This is a genomic window from Ramlibacter algicola, assembly GCF_016641735.1.
GTDB classification, from domain to species: Bacteria; Pseudomonadota; Gammaproteobacteria; order Burkholderiales; family Burkholderiaceae_C; genus Ramlibacter; species Ramlibacter algicola.
Genome location: NZ_JAEDAO010000001.1, coordinates 2,130,656 through 2,148,749 on the forward strand (window position 1 = coordinate 2,130,656; position 18,094 = coordinate 2,148,749).

Sequence of the window (18,094 nt, forward strand, 5' to 3'; positions counted from 1 at the left end):
GTGGGCGCCCTTTCCATCATTGCGGGTGCGGACGCTTACAGCGTGTCGATGAAGCTGCGCAGCTTGTCGCTGCGGCTGGGGTGCTTCAGCTTGCGCAGCGCCTTGGCCTCGATCTGGCGGATGCGCTCGCGGGTGACGTCGAACTGCTTGCCGACTTCCTCCAGCGTGTGGTCCGTGCTCATCTCGATGCCGAAGCGCATGCGCAGCACCTTGGCTTCGCGCGGCGTCAGCGAGTCGAGGATGTCCTTCACGACGTCGCGCAGGCCGGCCTGCATCGCGGCCTCGATCGGCGCCGTGTTGTTGGTGTCCTCGATGAAGTCGCCCAGGTGGCTGTCGTCGTCGTCCCCGATCGGCGTTTCCATGGAGATCGGCTCCTTGGCGATCTTCATGATCTTGCGGATCTTGTCCTCGGGGATCTCCATCTTCGCGGCCAGGATGCCGGCGTCCGGCTCGTAGCCGAATTCCTGCAGGTGCTGGCGCGAGATGCGGTTCATCTTGTTGATGGTCTCGATCATGTGCACCGGGATGCGGATGGTGCGCGCTTGGTCGGCGATCGAGCGCGTGATGGCCTGGCGGATCCACCACGTGGCATAGGTCGAGAACTTGTAGCCGCGGCGGTATTCGAACTTGTCGACCGCCTTCATCAGGCCGATGTTGCCTTCCTGGATCAGGTCCAGGAACTGCAGGCCGCGGTTGGTGTACTTCTTCGCGATCGAGATCACCAGGCGCAGGTTGGCCTCGATCATCTCTTTCTTGGCCTCGCGCGAGGACGCTTCGCCCTCGTTCATGCGCTTGTTGATCTCCTTGAGCTCGTGCAGCGGCACGACGACCTGCGCCTGCAGGTCCATCAGCTTCTGCTGCAGCTCCTGGATGGCGGGCACGTTGCGCTGGATCACGACGCTCCACGGCTTGCCGGCCGCGGCCTGCTTTTCCACCCAGCGCAGGTTCAGCAGGTTGGGCGGGAAGTCCTTGATGAAGGTTTCCTGCGGCATGCCGCACTTGTCCACGATGATGCGGCGCAGTTCGCGTTCCTTGCGGCGCACGTCGTCGACCTGCGCGCGCACCAGGTCGCACAGCTTCTCGATGGTCTTGGCCGTGAAGCGGATGGTCATCAGCTCGTCGGACAGGGCCTTCTGCGCCTTGTGGTACGCGGGGGTGCCCCAGCCTTCCTTGTCGTAGACCTTGTGCACCTTCTCGAACAGCCCGGCGATGCGGTCGAAGCGCTCCAGCGCCTGCGACTTCAGTTCCTCGAGCTTCTTGGTCAGCGCCTTGGAACCGCCGTTGCCGTCGTCGTCATCGTCCGCGTCGAACTCGTCGAAGTCCTCCTCGGCCACGTAGTCGTCGGCCTCGTTGGGGTTCGAGAAGCCGTCGACGATCTGCGAGATGACGATCTTGCCTTCGCGGATGTCGGCGGCCATGCGCAGGATCTCGGCGATGGTGGCGGGCGAGGCGGAGATCGCCTCCATCATCGCCATCAGGCCGCCCTCGATGCGCTTGGCGATCTCGATCTCGCCTTCACGCGTCAGCAGTTCGACGGTGCCCATCTCGCGCATGTACATGCGCACCGGGTCGGTCGTGCGGCCGAATTCGCTGTCGACGGTGGACAGCGCGGCTTCGGCTTCCTCTTCCGCTTCCTCCACCGTCGCCGCCGTCGGCGTGGTGTTGTTCAGCAGGAGCATCTCGGCGTCGGGCGTCTGTTCGTACACCGCCACGCCGAGGTCGTTCAGCATCGTGACCACGACTTCCAGCGTCTCGGCGTCCACCAGCTTCTCGGGCAGGTGGTCGGTGATCTCGCCGTGGGTCAGGTAGCCGCGGGTCTTGCCCAGCGTGATGAGCGTCTTCAGGCGCTGGCGGCGCTTGGTCATCTCCTCTTCGGACAGGATCGTCTCGTCGAGGCCGAATTCCTTCATCAAGGCCCGTTCCTTGGCCTTGCTGATCTTCATGCGCAGCGGCTTGACCTTCTCGGTCGTCTCCACGACCGCCGCCGGCTCTTCCTCGGCGAATTCCGCCTCGACGTCGACCAGGTCGGCGTCGTCGACGCCCGGGGCCTTCTCGCCGGCCTTGGGCTTGCGGCCGGGCTTCTTCTTCGCGGGAGCGTCAGCGCCGGCAGCGGCGGCCTTGGGCGGGCGGCCGGGCTTCTTCTTGGCGGTGGCGGGCTCGTCGGCGACGGCGGCGAGCTTGGTGGTCTTCTTCGGCTCTTCCTTGGCGGAAGCCTTCTCGGACTTGGTGGCGGGGGAGGCCTTGGTACTGCTGGGCACTGGCTTGGCTTTCGATGTCTGCTTGGCGGCGGCCTTGGGCTTGGGCGCGGCGGCCTTGACGACCTTCAGCGCTCCCTTGGCGGGCGAAGCGGGTTTGACCGGTTTTTTCGCGGCAGGTTTCGCTTGCGGCTTGGCGGCGAGCTTCGCGGACTTTTGAGCGGGCATGGACAACCTCGGACAACAGGACGGCAGAAACTTGGGCGCCACAAACTACCCGGCGCGGGCGACAGAGGCAGGCGGCCCGGTGGGGGTCGCACGCCTTCATGGGCAAGATGGGTGGGCGAACATTTGGGGTGCAGTCCTTGCGGTGGTATGGCGCGTTGTGCCCGCTGTGGGTGCACGGTCGGCCGGCCCGGAGGTGCTGCTGTCGCTCTTGCCGCTGATGAACCGGACATTATACCGCCGAAGCGGTTTTTCAAGAGCGCAACTGCTGCCTGTCGCGCAAAAGCCGCTGCTGGCGGCGGCTGAGATCGAGCAGGCGATCGTGGCGCGACGGGTCCGACTGCGGCATCTTCCCGGTCTCCTCGATCGCCGTGGCCAGCAGGTCGAGGTGGATCTCGACCATCGACAGGCGCAGGTCACGCTCGGCCGTGTCCACGTCCTCGACCACGCCGGACAGCGGCTGGCTGGCGTCGTAGTCCATCAGGCGCTGGGCCAATGCCTCGAAGGGCTGGCCCGCCAACCCCGCTTGCAGCGCGGCCCACGGCTGCCCGCCATGCTCGTGGCTGGACGCGTCGAGCCAGGAAAACAGGTCCCCCAGCGGCGGCTGCAGCCCGCAGAGCACCTCGTGGTCCGCATGGCTCAGCAGCTCCCACGCACTGGAGTGGCGCAGCACCAGCCGCGCGATGTGCTCGGCGTAGTTGATGGCCTTGGGCTTGACCGCCTGCCGCACGCCGGTGCCATAGGCGCGTTGTTCGGGGCGCTGCCTTGAGCGGCCACCGCCACCGCCGCCCGCACGCGGGACCCGCCACAGGTCCGCGAGCTCGTGGCTGCCGACCTGCGACCGCTCGGCGATCTCGGCGAACAGCTGGCGCTTGAGCGCGCCGTCGGGCAGCAGTGTCCACAGCGGGTGCGCGGCCGCCAGCATGCGCGAGCGGCCCTCTGCCGTGGCCAGGTCGCAGTCGGCCGAAGCGGCCTCGACCAGGAACACGGACAGCGGCACCGCCTGGCGCACGTAGCGTTCGAACTCCTCGCGGCCGTGCTCGCGGATGAAGCTGTCCGGGTCGTGTTCGGCCGGCAGGAACAGGAACTTCACTGACCGCACGTCGGTGGCATAGGGCAGGGCGCCTTCCAGCGCCTTGCGTGCAGCCCGTCGACCGGCCGCGTCGCCATCGAAGCTGAACACCACGCTCTCGGTGAACCGGAACAGCTTGTGCACGTGTTCCGGCGTGCACGCGGTGCCCAAGGTCGCGACCGCGTTCGGGAAGCCAAGCTGCGCGAGAGCGACCACGTCCATGTAGCCCTCGGTCACCAGCACGTAGCCGAACTCGCGCAGGTGGTTGCGCGCCTCGTACAGCCCGTACAGCTCGCGTCCCTTGCTGAAGACCGGCGTCTCGGGCGAGTTGAGGTACTTGGGCTTCTCGTCGCCCAGCACCCGGCCGCCGAAGCCGATGCACTCGCCCTTGACGTTGCGGATCGGGAACATCACGCGGTCGCGGAAGCGGTCGTAGCGCTTGTCCTCCTCGCCTTCGATCACCAGGCCGCACTCGACCAGCATCGGGTCCGAGTAGTCCGGGAACACGCTGGCCAGCGCGCGCCAGCCCTCCGGCGCGTAGCCGAGGCCGAAGGCCTTGGCGATCTCCCCGGACACGCCACGGCCCTTGAAGTACTCGATGGCGCGTGGCGACTGGCGCAGGTGCTTGCGGTAGGCCTGCCCGGCCTTCTCCAGCACGTCGCCCAGCGTGGCCTGCTTCTGCCGCTGCTGGGCGGCGCGCTCGCGCTGCTCGGGCGTGGTGTCGTCCTGCGGCACCTCCATGCCGTACTGGCCCGCGAGGTCGCCCACCGCTTCCACGAAGCCCATGCCGGCGTGTTCCATCAGGAAGCCGATGGCGTTGCCGCTCTTGCCGCAGCCGAAGCAGTGGTAGAACTGCTTGCTCGGGCTGACCGTGAAGGACGGTGACTTTTCCGCGTGGAAGGGGCACAAGCCCGAGAAGTTCGCCCCGGTCTTCTTCAGCTGCACGAAGCGCCCGACGATTTCCACCACGTCGGCGCGCGCCAGCAGGTCCTGGATGAACGACTGGGGAATGGCCATCTGCGCCGTATTCTGGCGCACCAGAGGAGTCGCACCGCCATGGACAGCATCTTCGACCGCGACCTGCCGCGGAACCCGGCCAACTTCGCGCCGATGACCCCGCTCACTTTCCTGCAGCGCGCGGCGGAGGTGTACCCCGGCCGGCTCGCGGTGGTGCACGGGGAGTTGCGACGGACGTGGATGGAGGTGTATGGGCGCTGCCGCCGCCTGGCGTCCGCGCTGGCGGCGCATGGTGTCCGGCGCGGCGACACCGTGGCCGTGATGCTGCCCAACACGCCGCCGATGGTGGAAGCGCACTTCGGCATCCCGATGGCGGGCGCGGTGCTCAACGCGCTGAACACGCGCCTGGACCCGGAAAGCGTCGCCTTCATGCTGGACCACGGCGAGGCCAAGGTGGTCATCGTCGATCCGGAGTTCACGCCCGTGATGAAGCAGGCGCTGGCGCTGCGCAAGCGGCAGGCGCCGCTGCTGGTGGTCGACGTCGAGGACCCGGTGTACCAGGGACCGGTGGAGCGCCTGGGCAGCACGACGTACGAGCAACTGCTCGCAGCCGGCGACCCGGCCTTCGACTGGCTGATGCCGCACGACGAGTGGGACGCGATCGCCCTCAACTACACCAGCGGCACCACGGGCAACCCGAAGGGCGTCGTTTACCACCACCGAGGCGCGACGACCAACGCGATCTCCAACATCCTCGAGTGGGACATGCCCAAGCACGCGGTCTACCTGTGGACGCTGCCGATGTTCCACTGCAACGGCTGGTGCTTCCCGTGGACGATTGCGGCGCGTGCCGGCGTGAACGTCTGCCTGCGCCGCGTGGAGGCGGGCGCGATGGCCGATGCGATGAAGCGGCACGGCGTGACGCACTACTGCGGCGCGCCGATCGTGCACGGCATGCTGGTGAACGCGCCCGAGGACCTGAAGGCGGGCCTGCCGCGCGGTGTGAAGGCCATGGTCGCGGGCGCCGCGCCGCCGGCTTCGATGATCGAAGGCATGGAGCGCCTGGGCTTCGACCTGACGCACGTCTATGGTCTGACGGAGGTCTACGGCCCGGCGACGGTGTGCCCCAGGCATGAGGAATGGGACGCGCTGGACATCGGCGAGCGCGCCCGCCTGAACGCCCGCCAGGGCGTGCGCTACCACCTGCAGGAGGGCGCGCGCGTGATCGACCCGCAGTCGATGCAGCCGGTGCCGTGGGACGGCGAGACCATGGGCGAGATCATGTTCCGCGGGAACATCACGATGAAGGGCTACCTGAAGAACCCGAAGGCCACGGAGGAAGCATTCGCCGGCGGCTGGTTCCACACCGGCGACCTCGCGGTGCAGTACCCCGACGGCTACATCAAGATCAAGGACCGCAGCAAGGACATCATCATCTCGGGCGGCGAGAACATCTCGTCGATCGAGGTCGAGGACGTGCTGTACCGGCATCCCGACGTGCTCGCGGCCGCCGTGGTGGCCAAGCCCGATCCGCGGTGGGGCGAGACGCCGTGCGCGTTCGTCGAGCTCAAGCCCGGCGCGGCGACGAAGGCGCAGGACATCGTCACGCATTGCCGCAAGCACCTGGCCGGCTACAAGGTGCCCAAGGCGGTCGTGTTCGGGGAGCTGCCCAAGACCTCGACCGGCAAGATCCAGAAGTTCGAGCTGCGCAAGCGCGCCGGCTCGGCATCCGCCATCGACGTCTGACACCGCGGCGGCGGGCGCGGCGCTAGGCTGCGCCGCATGCGGGTCCTCAGCCCAGCCGCCATGCACGTGCTCGCGCACCCCGGCGCCTTCCTGCTCCAGGTGCTGCGCGGCTTCCTGCGCAACCAGGGATTGCTGCTGGCGGGCGCCGTCGCGTACTACGCGCTGCTGTCGGTGGTGCCGCTGCTGGTGCTGGCGGTGGTCGCGCTCTCGCACTTCGTCGATCCCGCCGAACTGTTCGAGACGCTGGGCCGCTACCTGGGCTGGCTGCTGCCGGGCCAGTCGCAACCGGTGCTGGTCGAGCTGCGCTCCTTCGTCGAGCACCGCGACGTCGTCGGCTGGGTGCTGCTCCTGACGATGCTGTTCTTCAGCTCGCTGGCCTTCAGCGTGCTCGAGAAGGCGATGGCGGTGATCTTCACCCACCGCTTCCACGTGCGGCACCGGCATTTCCTGGTCTCGGTGTTGATGCCGTACTGCTACGTGCTGTGCCTGGCGATGGGGCTGCTGCTCGTGACCTTCGTCGCAGGCCGACTGGAGGCGCTGGGTTCCACGCAGCTGGACCTGCTGGGCCACTCGTGGTCACTCGAAGGGCTCTCGGGCGCGCTGCTCTACCTGCTGGGGTTCGTTGGCGAAGTCGTGCTGCTGACGTCGCTCTACATCGTGATGCCCGTCGGCCGCCTCACCTGGCGCCACGCGCTTCCGGGCGGCATCACGGCAGCGATCCTGTGGGAGGTCACCCGGCACGTGCTGGTCTGGTATTTCGGCACGCTGTCGCAAGTGAACGTCGTGTACGGCTCGCTCACAACCGCCGTCGTCGTCCTGCTGAGCCTGGAGATCGGCGCGACGCTGGTGTTGTTCGGCGCGCAGGTGATCTCGGAGTACGAGCGGCTGGCGGTTCAGCCGGCCGCGTCGTAGCCGAGCACCTTGGACAGGAACTCCGCGGCGCGCGGCGAGCGCGGCTGGCGGAAGAATTGTTCGGGCGGCGCTTCCTCGACGATGCAACCTTCGTCCATGAACAGCACGCGGTCCGCCAGGGCGCGCGCGAAGCCCATCTCGTGCGTCACGCACAGCAGCGTGAGGCCCTGCGACGCGAGTTCCATGATGACGTCGAGCACCTCCTTGACCATCTCGGGGTCGAGGGCCGACGTCGGCTCGTCGAACAACAGGACGCGGGGCTGCAGGCACAACGCCCGCGCGATGGCCACGCGCTGCTGCTGGCCGCCGGACAGCTGCGGCGGGTACTTGGACGCCTGCTCCGCGATGCGCACCCGCTCGAGTTGCTGCATCGCGCGCTCGCTGGCGTCCTTCGCCGACAGGCCGCCCACGCGCATCGGCGCGATCGTGAGGTTCTGCAGCACGGTCAGGTGCGGGAACAGGTTGAACTGCTGGAACACCATGCCGACATCGCGCCGCACGGCGGCGATCGCTGCAGGCCCTGCGCCCAGGCGATGGCCGGCGACGGTGAGCTCGCCTTCCTGGAAGGCTTCCAGCCCGTTGATGCAGCGGATCAGCGTCGACTTGCCCGAGCCCGAGGGACCGCAAATGACGATGCGTTCGCCGGCCGCGACGGCGAGGTCGATGTCGCGCAGCACGTGCAGGCCGTTGGCGAACCACTTGTTCACGCGCTCGAAGCGCACGACGGCGTCGCTCATGCCATCTCCTGTGGCAGTTCCAGGCGCGCGCTGGCCCGGGCGAGCGCGAAGCACAGGACGAAGTAGATGGCGCCAGCAACCAGGAACAGTTCCACCTTGAACGGGCGCCATTCCGGGTCGGACCCCAGCGCCAGCGACACGGCGCCGGTGAGTTCGTAGAGCGAGACGATGGTCACCAGCGAGGTTTCCTTCAGCAGAGACAAGGCATTGTTGGTCAGCGCGGGCACGGCGGCCCTCAGGGCCTGCGGCAAGACCACGGCACGCTGCGCACCCCACCAGCCCAATCCGATGCTGGCGGCCGCTTCGAGCTGGCCCTTGGGCACGGACTGCAGCCCGCCGCGCACCACCTCTGCCATGTAGGCCGCGGCGAACAGGGCGAGCGCGACGACGACGCGCGCCAGCAGGTCCGGCGAGCGGCCGGGCGACAGCAGCAGCGGGAACACGAACGAGGCGATGAACAGGACCGGCACCAGCGGCACGCCGCGCACGAGCTCGATCCAGACGGTGCACGCCGCGCGCAGCGCGGGCAGGGCGCTGCGACGGCCCAAGGCCAGCAGGATGGCGACCGGGAACGCGAGCAGCATGGTCGACGCGGTGAGGAACAGCGTCAGTGGCAAGCCACCCCACAGGTCCGTCGGCACGGCTTCGAGGCCCGGGCCGCCACCGGCGAGCCAGGCGAACACCAGCAGCCCCGATGGCCACGCCAGCAGCCAGCGCGGCGAGCGCGGCGCAAGCCACAAGGACGCCGCGACACCGGCGAGCAGCGCAATGCTTCCCGTGACGATGCGCCACGTGCCGTCGACCGGATAGCGGCCCAGGAGCACCAGCCGCCACTTCTCGGCCACCACGCCCCAGCAGGCGCCGGTGCCGCGCGCGGCCTGGCATCGATCCGCATCGGGTTGCCAGACGGCGTCCAGCACGGCCCACTGCAGGAAGTGGGCAAGCGCCCAGCCGGCGACCGCGACGACCAGCAGCGTCAGCACCACCTGCGTCGGCGAGCCCGCGACATGCCGGCGCCAGGAACTCCACGCCGATGGCCCTGCGGGCTTCGCCCGGGCGGACACGATGGGGCGCACGGCGGCCATGTCAGCCCCCATGCCGCAGCGCGCGGCGGTTGAAGCGGTCCATCCCGAAAGCCGTGGACAGCGACAGCAGCAAGTAGACGGCGGCGAGCACCGCGATGCACTCGACGGCGCGGCCCGACTGGTTGATCGCCGTATTGGCGATCGACACCAGGTCCGGATAGCCGATCGCGACCGCGAGCGAGGAGTTCTTCACCAGGTTGATGTACTGGTTCGCGAGCGGGGGAATGGCCAGGCGCATCGCCTGCGGCAGCACCACCTCGCGCCATTCGACGCGGGCGGGCAGCCCGAGCGCGGCCGCCGCTTCCCATTGCCCGGCGGGCACCGCCTGCACGCCCGCGCGCACGACTTCCGCGACGTAGGCGGACGTGTACACGGCCAGGCCGATCACGAGGGCAAGGTATTCCGGCGAGAGCAGCGGCCCGCCTTCGCCACCGAGCGCCAGGCCCGCCTTGCTCCACTGGGCGATGCCGGCCCAGCCGCCGGGCTCGTCCGCGCCCGGCAGGAACTCCGTCAGCACCAGGTACCACGCCAGCAGTTGCAGCAGCAGCGGCACGTTGCGCACCACCTCGATCCACGCGCGGCACGCGCCGCGCACCAGCGGGTTGGACGAGAGCCGGCCCACGCCGACCAGCAGCCCGAGGAGCGAGCAGCCGACGAGCGCCGGCACGGCGGCGCGGATCGTGTTCACCAGGCCCGCGAGGAACGCACGCCAGTACGGCTGCGAGGGTTCGAACGCGAGCCAGCCTTCGCCGATGTCGAAGCCGGCCGGGTCGAGCAGGAAGTCGAAGCCGCTGCGGATGCCGCGGGCGCGCATGTGGTCCGCGGTCACGCTGGCGAGCAGCCACAGCGCCGCGACCAGCGCGAGCACCAGCACCACTTGCAGCAGCAGGTCGCCACCGCGCCCCGATGGAGCAGCGGAGGAGGGCGGCCGCCGCGGCGGGATCAACGCACGGGCGGGGCGTACACCAGGCCGCCCTTGGTCCACAGGTTGTTGCTGCCCCGCGGCAGCCCCAGCGGGCTCTTCGGCCCGACGTTGCGCTCGAAGATTTCGCCGTAGTTGCCGGTGGCCTTCACGGCGCGCGCGAGCCAGTCCTTGTCCAGGCCGAGCAGCTTGCCCATGTCCTCGGTCGTGCCGAGCAGGCGGCCGACCTGCGGGTCCCTTGCCTTCTTCTGCATCGCTTCGACGTTGGCCTGCGTGACGCCGAGTTCCTCGGCTTCCTGCAGGCCGAACAGCACCCAGCGCGCGATGGTGAAGAACTCGTCGTCGCCCCGGCGGACCGCAGGGCCGAGCGGTTCCTTGGAGATCAACTCCGGCAGGATCACATGGTCGGCCGGCGTCTTCGCTTCCTTGTTGCGAACGGACGCGAGGCCCGACGCATCGGTCGTGTAGGCGGCGCATCGGCCCGAGAAGTAGGCCGCGTTGGCGGCCTCGAACTTCTCGAACACCACGGGGCGCAGGTTCAGGTTGTTGGCGCGCGAGAACTCGCTCAGGTTCTTCTCCGTCGTCGTGCCCGATTGCACGCAGACGGTGGTGTTCTTCAGCTGCCTGGCACTCTTCACCTTCGACTTGGCCGGCACCATGAAGCCCTGGCCGTCGATGTAGAGGATGCCGACGAAGTGCAGGCCCAGCGACGCGTCGCGCGTGAGCGTCCAGGTGGTGTTGCGCGCGAGGATGTCGACTTCACCAGACTGGATCGCGGCGAAACGCTGCTGCGACACCAGCGGCACGAAGCGCACCTTGTTCGCATCGCCCAGGATCGCGGCGGCCAGCGCGCGGCAGTAGTCGACGTCCAGGCCCGACCAGCGTCCGCTGCCATCGGCCTGCGAGAAGCCGGCGACGCCGCTGCTGACGCCGCACGCGAGCTGGCCCTTGGACTTGATGCCGTCGAGGGTCTTGCCGGCCCAGGCCGCGTGCGCGCCGAAGGCGAACGAAGCGGCGAGAAGCCAGCGTGAAAGGGATCGGAAGGTCATGGGCCGAGGACTGTACCGGCTTCGCGCGCGGCCCGTGGTGCCGTGCGCGCAAGGCCCGTCAGCGCGGCGCCAGGCGGATCGCGCCGTCGAGGCGGATCACCTCGCCGTTGAGCATGTCGTTCTCGAAGATGTGCTTGGCCAGCTTCGCGTAGTCCTGCGGCGTGCCCAGGCGCGAGGGGAACGGCACGCTGGCGGCCAGCGCATCCTGCACTTCCTTGGGCATGCCGAACAGCATGGGCGTGCCGAAGATGCCGGGGGCGATGGTCATGTTGCGGATGCCGTTGCGCGCGAGGTCGCGCGCGATGGGCAGCGTCATGCCGACCACGCCGCCCTTGGACGCGCTGTACGCGGCCTGGCCGATCTGGCCATCGTACGCCGCGACGGACGCGGTCGAGATCATGCAGCCGCGCTCGCCGGTCGGTTCCGGGTCGTTCTTGGCCATCGCCTCGGCCGAGAGCCGGATCATGTTGAACGAGCCGACCAGGTTGACCATGATCGTCTTCGTGTACAGCGCCAGGTTGTGCGCGCCGTTCTTGCCGACGGTCTTCTCCGCCGGCGCGATGCCGGCGCAGTTCACCAGGCCCATCAGCTTGCCCTGCGACACGGCCTTCGCGACGACCGCCTGGCCGTCGGCTTCCTGGCTCACGTCGCACTTGACGAACGAACCGCCGATCTCGCGCGCGATCGCTTCGCCCTTGTCGGCCTGCATGTCGGCGATCACGACCTTGCCGCCGGCCTGGGCCAGCATGCGTGCGGTGCCTTCGCCGAGGCCCGATGCGCCGCCGGTGACGATGAAGACCTTGCCCTGGATGTCCATTGCTTGCTCCTTGAGTATGGGTTGGCGCGATTATCCGGGAGCCGCGCGGCGAGAATCCGCGCCGTGCCTGCATCGCTTCGCTTCACCCGCCGCACTGCGGCTGCCGTCCTCCTTGCATCGCTCGCCGCCTGCACCACGCCACCGCCCGTGGCGCCGGTGCAGGTCACCACGCCTCCGCCGGTCGTCGTTCCGCCGAAGCCTCCGCGGTTGGGCCTTGCACTCGGCGGTGGCGCCGCGCGCGGCTTCGCGCACGTCGGCGTGATCCAGGTGCTCGAGGAGGCCGGGTTGAAGCCGGACCTGGTCGTCGGCACTTCGGCCGGCAGCCTCGTCGCCGCGCTGTACGCGAGCGGCCGCACTGGCGCGCAACTGCAGCAGGTGGCCGAGCAGATGGACGAGGCCGCGTTCACCGACTGGACGCTGCCGCTGTTCAACCGCGGCATGCTGCGCGGCGAGGCGCTGGCGCGCTACGTCAACGCGCAGGTGGGCAACAAGCTGATCGACCAGATGCCCGTCCCGCTGGGCATTCTCGCGACGCGGCTCGACACCGGGGACGGCGTGCTGTTCCAGCGCGGCGACACGGGCACGGCCGTGCGTGCCTCGAGCGCGGTGCCGGCGGTGTTCCTGCCGGTGCGCATCGCAGGCGCGGAATACGTCGATGGGGGTTTGGTCGCGCCGGTGCCGGTGCGGCAGGCGCGGCAAATGGGTGCCGAGGTCGTGCTGGGCGTCGACATCTCGGCCGCGCCGGAAGGCAATGGCTCGGCCGATCCGCTGCAGATCCTGCTGCAGACGTTCGCGATCATGGGCAAGAGCATCAACCGCGGCGAGCTGCCGCAGGCCGACGTGGTTGTGCGCCCGGCGCTCGTCGGCATGGGCAGCGCCGACTTCACGTCGCGCCGCCGGGCCATTGAAGCTGGGCGGGCAGCAATGCGGCAGGCCTTGCCCAAACTCAAGGCTGCGATGGCCGCCAGGACCCAAGCAGCGCAGTAGCAAAAAAAACCCCGCCTGGTGGCGGGGCTTGGAAGGATCCCTGGCGGGACCCGAGGAGACAACCTGAAGAACTCCCGTCCATCACGGAAGTCCTGGGGTAGATGCTCCGCGGCGCGCGGAGTTCCCGGTCCAGACGAAGCTGGGGCCGTCCGCGCGCATTTCAAGTGCTCAGCGCTTGGCCTTGGCGGTCGTCTTGGTGGCGTTGACGGCCGTGTTGGCGACGGCGTTGAAGTTCGCTTCGGCGACGTCACCGGCCTGCTTGATGGCCTTCTGCACCGATTCCAGCGCGTTGTTGCCGGCGGCGACGGCGCTCTTGAACACGGCGACGGCGGTTTCGGAACCGGCGGGCGCGTTCTTGGCGGCGTTGTCGACCACGGCCAGGAACTTCTTCTGGGCGTCGCTGGCTTGCGATTCGAAGGTCTTGCCGAACTCGGCGCCGGTGCCCGACGCGATGTCGTACAGGTGGCGGCTGTAGGCGGCGGTCTTCTCGGCCAGGGGCTGGAACAGGCCGGCTTGCAGCGCCAGCAGTTCCTGCGCGTCCTTGACGCTTAGCAGCGTCTGGGCGGCGGTGGCCGACTCGGCCAGGGCGGCCTTCGAGGCGGTCATGTTCAGCTCGACGAGCTTCTCGACGCCTTCGAACGCCTTGGCGGTCAGGCCGAACAGGGTTTCGAAGGAAGCCTTCTGCGAGGCCAGCAGTTGTTCAGGGGTCAGCATGGTCAGATCTCCGGGTGGTGGGTGGGGCCGCTCCGGTCAACCTGTATGTTGCGGCGCAGCATAGATGGAAGTCTAAGGGCGGCTCGGGTCGATTGCAAGCGTTTTTTGTGCGACGCAGCAATCTAGTGGCCAGCCCCTAGCCGACAGGGTGCCGGCCCACCCGGACAATGCCGGGAATGCAGGTTTTCTACGCGACGCAGTTCGTGCTGCCGCTGCCGCCGGGCCACCGGTTCCCGATGGGCAAGTACAAGCTGCTGCGCGACCGGCTCACGGCCGAGCTGCCCGAGATCGCCCTGCGCCAGGCCGAGTCGGCCACCGATGGGCAGCTGGCGCTGGTCCACACGCCGGCCTACGTCCAGGCGATCAGCGACGGCACCGTCGACAAGGCCATCCTGCGCGAGATCGGCTTCCCCTGGAGCGAGGCGATGGCCGTACGGGCGCGGCGCTCGGTCGGCGCCACGATCGCTGCCTGCCGCGCGGCGTTCGACGACGGCGTCGCCGCCAATGTGGCCGGCGGCACCCATCACGCGTATGCGGACCGCGGCGGCGGCTTCTGCGTGTTCAACGACGCCGCGGTCGCGACCCGGCTGATGCAGGCGGAGCACGGGCGACGGGGCCGCACGCTGCACGTGGCCGTCATCGATCTCGACGTGCACCAGGGCAACGGCACCGCCCGCATCTTCCGCGACGACCCCACCGTGTTCACCCTGTCGATGCACGGGCAGAAGAACTTCCCGTTCCGCAAGGAGGCGAGCGACCTGGACGTCGACCTGCCGGACGGCACCGGCGACGCCGCCTACATCGAGGCGCTGGAGCTGGCGCTGGGCGAACTCGAACGCCGTTTCGCCCCCGGCCTGGTGATCTACCTCGCGGGCGCGGACCCGCACGAGGGCGACCGCCTCGGGCGGCTGAAGCTCACGTGGGACGGCCTCGAGGCGCGCGACCGGCGCGTGTTCGACTGGGCCTGGCAACGCGGCGTGCCGCTTGCCTTCGCGATGGCCGGCGGCTACGGCACGCGCATGGAGGACACGGTGCAGGTGCAGGTGAACACCTTCGCCGCCGGCGTGCAGGCCTGGCGGCGCTGGCAGAATCGCCGGCGATGAGCGACCGCCCCACGGCCCGGCAGGAGCCCGAATCCCGCAGCGCGTACCGCGCCTTCCGGCCGATCACCACCCGCTGGATGGACAACGACGTCTACGGCCACGTCAACAACGTCGTCTATTACAGCTGGTTCGACACCGCGGTCAACGCGCACCTGATCGAGCGCGGTGCGCTCGACATCCACGACGGCACGACCATCGGCCTGGTCGTCGAGACCCAGTGCAACTACTTCGCGCCGCTCGCGTTCCCGCAGGCCGTCGACGCCGGCATCCGCGTCGCGCGCATCGGCGGCTCCAGCGTCCGCTACGAAGTCGGCCTGTTCGGCGCCGGCGAGCCCCTCACCGCGGCCAAGGGCCACTTCATCCACGTCTACGTCGACCGGGCCACGCGCCGCCCGGCCCCATTGCCCGACGCGCTGCGCCGCGTCCTCGAGGACCTCCAATGACTTCCCAGGTGCGCACCGTCGTCGCCGATCCCGCCAGCGTGGCCGCGGCCATCGAAAGCCGCTTTTCCGCCCGCGCGTTCCTGCCCACGCCGGTGCCCCGCGCCACCATCGAGAAGATGCTCGCGCTCGCCAGCCGCGCGGCGTCGGGCACCAACACGCAGCCCTGGAAGGTCTACGTGCTGCAGGGCGCCAGCCGCGACACGCTGGTCGGGAAGGTGTGCGCCGCGCACGACGCCATCTACCGCGATCCCTCCGTGGCCGCCGAGTACCGCGAGGAGTACGACTACTACCCGGAGAAGTGGGTGTCGCCGTACATCGACCGCCGGCGCGAGAACGGCTGGAGCCTGTACGGCCTGCTGGGGATCGCCAAGGGCGAGAAGGACAAGATGCACGCGCAGCACCAGCGCAACTTCCGCTTCTTCGATGCGCCCGTCGGCCTGATGTTCACGCTCGACCGCGTGATGGGCCGCGGCTCGCTGGTCGACTACGGCATGTTCCTGCAGACGTTCATGCTCGCCGCTCGCGCCGAAGGCCTGCACACCTGCCCGCAGGCGGCGTGGAACGGCTTCGCGAAGATCATCCTGCCGCACGTCGGCGCCGGCCCGGACGAGATGCTCGTCTGCGGCATGTCGCTCGGCTACGCCGACGTCGACGCGCCGGTCAACGGCTTCCACACGCCGCGCGAACCGGTGCAGGCGTTCACCACCTGGCTGGAATGAACCGCATGCACCGACTCGCACGACTCGCATTCGTCGCTGTTGCCGCCAGCGCGCCGCACTGGGCGCTGGCCGCCGACGTCGACGGCCGCCAGCTGTCGCCGATCTGGGGCATCCCGTTCGCCGGCATCCTGCTCTCGATCGCGGTGATGCCGCTGCTGGTGCCCTCGTTCTGGCACCACCACTTCGGCAAGGTGGCCGCCGCGTGGGCGCTGGCCTTCCTGCTGCCGTTCGCGGCGATGTTCGGCCCGGCCGCGGCGGGCAGCGCGTTCCTGCACGCGCTGGTCGGCGAATACATCCCGTTCGTGATCCTGCTCAGCGCGCTGTTCGCGGTCTCCGGCGGCATCTACATCCGCGGCAACCTGCATGGCAGTCCCGGGCTGAACACGGCGATCCTCGCGATCGGCGCGGTGCTGGCGAGCCTCATGGGCACGACGGGCGCGTCGATGCTGATGATCCGGCCGCTGATCCGCGCCAACGACAACCGCAGGCACAAGACGCACGTCTTCGTGTTCTTCATCTTCATCGTGTCCAACGCGGGCGGCTCGCTGACGCCGCTGGGCGACCCGCCGCTGTTCCTGGGGTTCCTGAAGGGCGTGGACTTCTTCTGGACCGTTCGGCAGATCGGGCCGGAGACACTGTTCCTGGTCGGCTGGCTGCTGGCCATCTTCTTCGCCATGGACAGCTGGTTCTACCACCGCCGCGAGGAACTGCTGCCGCGCGACCCGACGCCCGACACGCGCGGGATCGGCTTCGACGGCGCGCGCAACTTCTGGCTGCTTGGCGCGATCATCGGCCTCGTGCTGCTGTCCGGCACCTGGAAGGGCGGCATCGCTTTCCACCTCGGCGACGTCGAAGTCGGCCTGCCGGGCCTGGTGCGCGACGTGGGTCTCATCATCGTGGCACTCGTCTCGCTGCGCATCACGCCTCAGGCGGTGCACGCGGAGAACCAGTTTTCCTGGGGGCCGATGCAGGAGGTCGCCAAGCTGTTCGCCGGCATCTTCCTGACCATCATCCCGGTGATCGCCATGCTGCGCGCCGGCGTCGACGGCCCGTTTGCACCGATCATCCATGCGGTGACGCGCGCCGACGGCTCGCCCGATCCGGCCATGTACTTCTGGGCCTCCGGCGTTCTCAGCTCGTTCCTGGACAACGCGCCGACCTACCTGGTGTTCTTCAACACCGCGGGCGGCGATGCGAAGGTGCTGATGACGACGCTCGCCACCACGCTGGCCGCCATTTCCGCCGGCTCGGTGTTCATGGGTGCCAATTCCTACATCGGGAACGCGCCGAACATGATGGTGAAGGCCGTCGTCGAGGATCGCGGTGTCACAATGCCTTCCTTCTTCGGCTACATGGCGTGGTCGGGCGCGATCCTCGTGCCGCTCTTCATCGCCATGACCTTCCTCTTTTTCCGCTGAAGCACCATGACCAAGCCCGCCGTCCTCGTCGCCCGCGCCGTCTTCCCCGAGGTGATTGCGAAGCTCGAACAGCACTTCATCGTCGACCACAACCAGGGCGATGAAGCCTGGTCGCGCGAGCAGCTGCTCGCCAGGCTGCAAGGCAAGGCCGGTGCGTTCACCACCGGCGCCGAACGCATCGACGCCGACCTGCTGAAGGCCTGCCCCGACCTGCGCATCGTCGCCAACATGGCCGTCGGGTACAACAACTTCGACGTCAAGGCGATGACCGCCGCGAAGGTGCTGGCCACGAACACGCCCGACGTGCTGACCGACACCACCGCCGATTTCGGTTTCGCGCTGGTCATGGCAACCGCGCGCCGCATGGCCGAGAGCGAGCGTTACCTGCGCGCCGGCAAGTGGACCCGATGGAGTTATGACATGTTCGCGGGCTCCGACATCCACGGCAGCACGCTGGGCATCCTGGGCATGGGCCGCATCGGCCAGGGCATCGCGCGCCGCGGTGCGCATGGCTTCGGCATGAAGGCGATCTACCACAACCGCTCGCGGCTGGACCCGGCGACCGAGGCCGCCTGCAAGGCGACGTACGTGTCCAAGGAGCAACTGCTGCGCGAGTCGGACCACCTGATCCTGGTGCTGCCGTACTCGCCCGAGTCGCACCACGCCATCGGTGCGGCGGAAATCGCGCAGATGAAGCCGACGGCCACGCTGGTGAACATCGCGCGCGGCGGCATCGTCGACGACGCGGCGCTCGCGAAGGCGCTGCGCGACAAGCGCATCGCCGCCGCCGGCCTGGACGTCTACGAAGGCGAGCCGAAGGTGCATCCGGACCTGCTCACCGTGCCCAACGTCGTGCTCACGCCGCACATCGCCAGCGCCACCGTGCCCACTCGCAAGGCGATGGCGAACCTCGCCGCCGACAACCTGGTCGGCTTCCTCGTGCACGGCAAGCCGCTGACGCCGCTGAATCCGGAAGTGCTGGGAGGCTGATTT

16 protein-coding genes are annotated in these 18,094 nt (G+C 68.8%); 8 read left to right on the forward strand and 8 right to left on the reverse strand.

What is annotated here, in order from left to right:
• Nucleotides 1-35: 35 nt before the first annotated feature.
• Nucleotides 36-2,423, reverse strand: coding sequence for an RNA polymerase sigma factor RpoD (gene rpoD, locus I8E28_RS10400; protein ID WP_200787952.1), 2,388 nt, complete (start codon nt 2,421-2,423; stop codon nt 36-38).
• Nucleotides 2,424-2,673: 250 nt separating this feature from the next.
• The gene (dnaG, locus tag I8E28_RS10405; protein ID WP_200787953.1) at nt 2,674-4,509 is read right to left on the reverse strand and encodes a DNA primase; all 1,836 of its coding nucleotides are present in this window, start codon (nt 4,507-4,509) and stop codon (nt 2,674-2,676) included.
• Nucleotides 4,510-4,548: 39 nt separating this feature from the next.
• Between dnaG and I8E28_RS10410 the strand changes: the two genes are divergently transcribed.
• A complete protein-coding gene (locus tag I8E28_RS10410; protein ID WP_200787954.1) occupies nt 4,549-6,195 on the forward strand; it encodes an acyl-CoA synthetase in 1,647 nt (548 codons plus the stop codon).
• A gap of 36 nt (nt 6,196-6,231) precedes the next feature.
• Nucleotides 6,232-7,107, forward strand: coding sequence for a YihY/virulence factor BrkB family protein (locus I8E28_RS10415; RefSeq protein ID WP_200787955.1), 876 nt, complete (start codon nt 6,232-6,234; stop codon nt 7,105-7,107).
• Here I8E28_RS10415 and I8E28_RS10420 read toward each other — a convergent pair.
• The 5 genes from I8E28_RS10420 to I8E28_RS10440 form a co-directional block, all read right to left on the reverse strand.
• A complete protein-coding gene (locus I8E28_RS10420) occupies nt 7,089-7,844 on the reverse strand; it encodes an amino acid ABC transporter ATP-binding protein (protein WP_200787956.1) in 756 nt (251 codons plus the stop codon). The genes I8E28_RS10415 and I8E28_RS10420 overlap by 19 nt on opposite strands.
• Nucleotides 7,841-8,929, reverse strand: coding sequence for an amino acid ABC transporter permease (locus I8E28_RS10425; protein WP_200787957.1), 1,089 nt, complete (start codon nt 8,927-8,929; stop codon nt 7,841-7,843). The genes I8E28_RS10420 and I8E28_RS10425 overlap by 4 nt, the downstream gene beginning before the upstream one ends.
• Nucleotide 8,930: 1 nt before the next feature.
• Complete coding sequence (locus I8E28_RS10430) at nt 8,931-9,806, reverse strand: ABC transporter permease subunit (RefSeq protein ID WP_338050766.1); 876 nt, start codon at nt 9,804-9,806, stop codon at nt 8,931-8,933.
• 65 nt (nt 9,807-9,871) lie between these two features.
• Nucleotides 9,872-10,900 (reverse strand): amino acid ABC transporter substrate-binding protein, encoded by a 1,029-nt coding sequence (locus tag I8E28_RS10435; RefSeq protein ID WP_200787958.1) that lies wholly within the window; start codon nt 10,898-10,900, stop codon nt 9,872-9,874.
• A 58-nt stretch (nt 10,901-10,958) separates the two neighbouring features.
• Nucleotides 10,959-11,717 (reverse strand): 3-hydroxyacyl-CoA dehydrogenase, encoded by a 759-nt coding sequence (locus I8E28_RS10440; RefSeq protein ID WP_200787959.1) that lies wholly within the window; start codon nt 11,715-11,717, stop codon nt 10,959-10,961.
• A 63-nt stretch (nt 11,718-11,780) separates the two neighbouring features.
• On the opposite strand from I8E28_RS10440, the gene I8E28_RS10445 reads away from it, so the two are divergent.
• Nucleotides 11,781-12,704: a patatin-like phospholipase family protein gene (locus I8E28_RS10445; RefSeq protein WP_200787960.1), complete on the forward strand. Its 924-nt coding sequence runs from the start codon at nt 11,781-11,783 to the stop codon at nt 12,702-12,704.
• Nucleotides 12,705-12,872: 168 nt separating this feature from the next.
• On the opposite strand, the gene I8E28_RS10450 is transcribed toward I8E28_RS10445, so the two are convergent.
• Nucleotides 12,873-13,418 carry a phasin family protein gene (locus tag I8E28_RS10450; RefSeq protein WP_200787961.1) on the reverse strand — a complete coding sequence of 182 codons (546 nt, stop codon included), beginning with the start codon at nt 13,416-13,418 and terminating at the stop codon, nt 12,873-12,875.
• Nucleotides 13,419-13,594: 176 nt separating this feature from the next.
• On the opposite strand from I8E28_RS10450, the gene I8E28_RS10455 reads away from it, so the two are divergent.
• From I8E28_RS10455 to I8E28_RS10475, 5 genes are read left to right on the forward strand one after another with little or no spacing between them, the layout of a single operon-like run.
• Nucleotides 13,595-14,521: a histone deacetylase family protein gene (locus I8E28_RS10455; RefSeq protein ID WP_200787962.1), complete on the forward strand. Its 927-nt coding sequence runs from the start codon at nt 13,595-13,597 to the stop codon at nt 14,519-14,521.
• Entirely contained in the window at nt 14,518-14,964 is a 447-nt protein-coding gene (locus tag I8E28_RS10460) for an acyl-CoA thioesterase (RefSeq protein ID WP_200787963.1), read from the forward strand. Before I8E28_RS10455 ends, I8E28_RS10460 begins: the two co-directional genes overlap by 4 nt.
• Nucleotides 14,961-15,683: a nitroreductase gene (locus I8E28_RS10465; protein WP_200787964.1), complete on the forward strand. Its 723-nt coding sequence runs from the start codon at nt 14,961-14,963 to the stop codon at nt 15,681-15,683. Before I8E28_RS10460 ends, I8E28_RS10465 begins: the two co-directional genes overlap by 4 nt.
• Entirely contained in the window at nt 15,680-17,101 is a 1,422-nt protein-coding gene (locus I8E28_RS10470; RefSeq protein ID WP_420850214.1) for a sodium:proton antiporter, read from the forward strand. Before I8E28_RS10465 ends, I8E28_RS10470 begins: the two co-directional genes overlap by 4 nt.
• A gap of 6 nt (nt 17,102-17,107) precedes the next feature.
• Nucleotides 17,108-18,091 carry a 2-hydroxyacid dehydrogenase gene (locus I8E28_RS10475; protein ID WP_200787966.1) on the forward strand — a complete coding sequence of 328 codons (984 nt, stop codon included), beginning with the start codon at nt 17,108-17,110 and terminating at the stop codon, nt 18,089-18,091.
• The last annotated feature ends 3 nt before the right edge of the window (nt 18,092-18,094 follow it).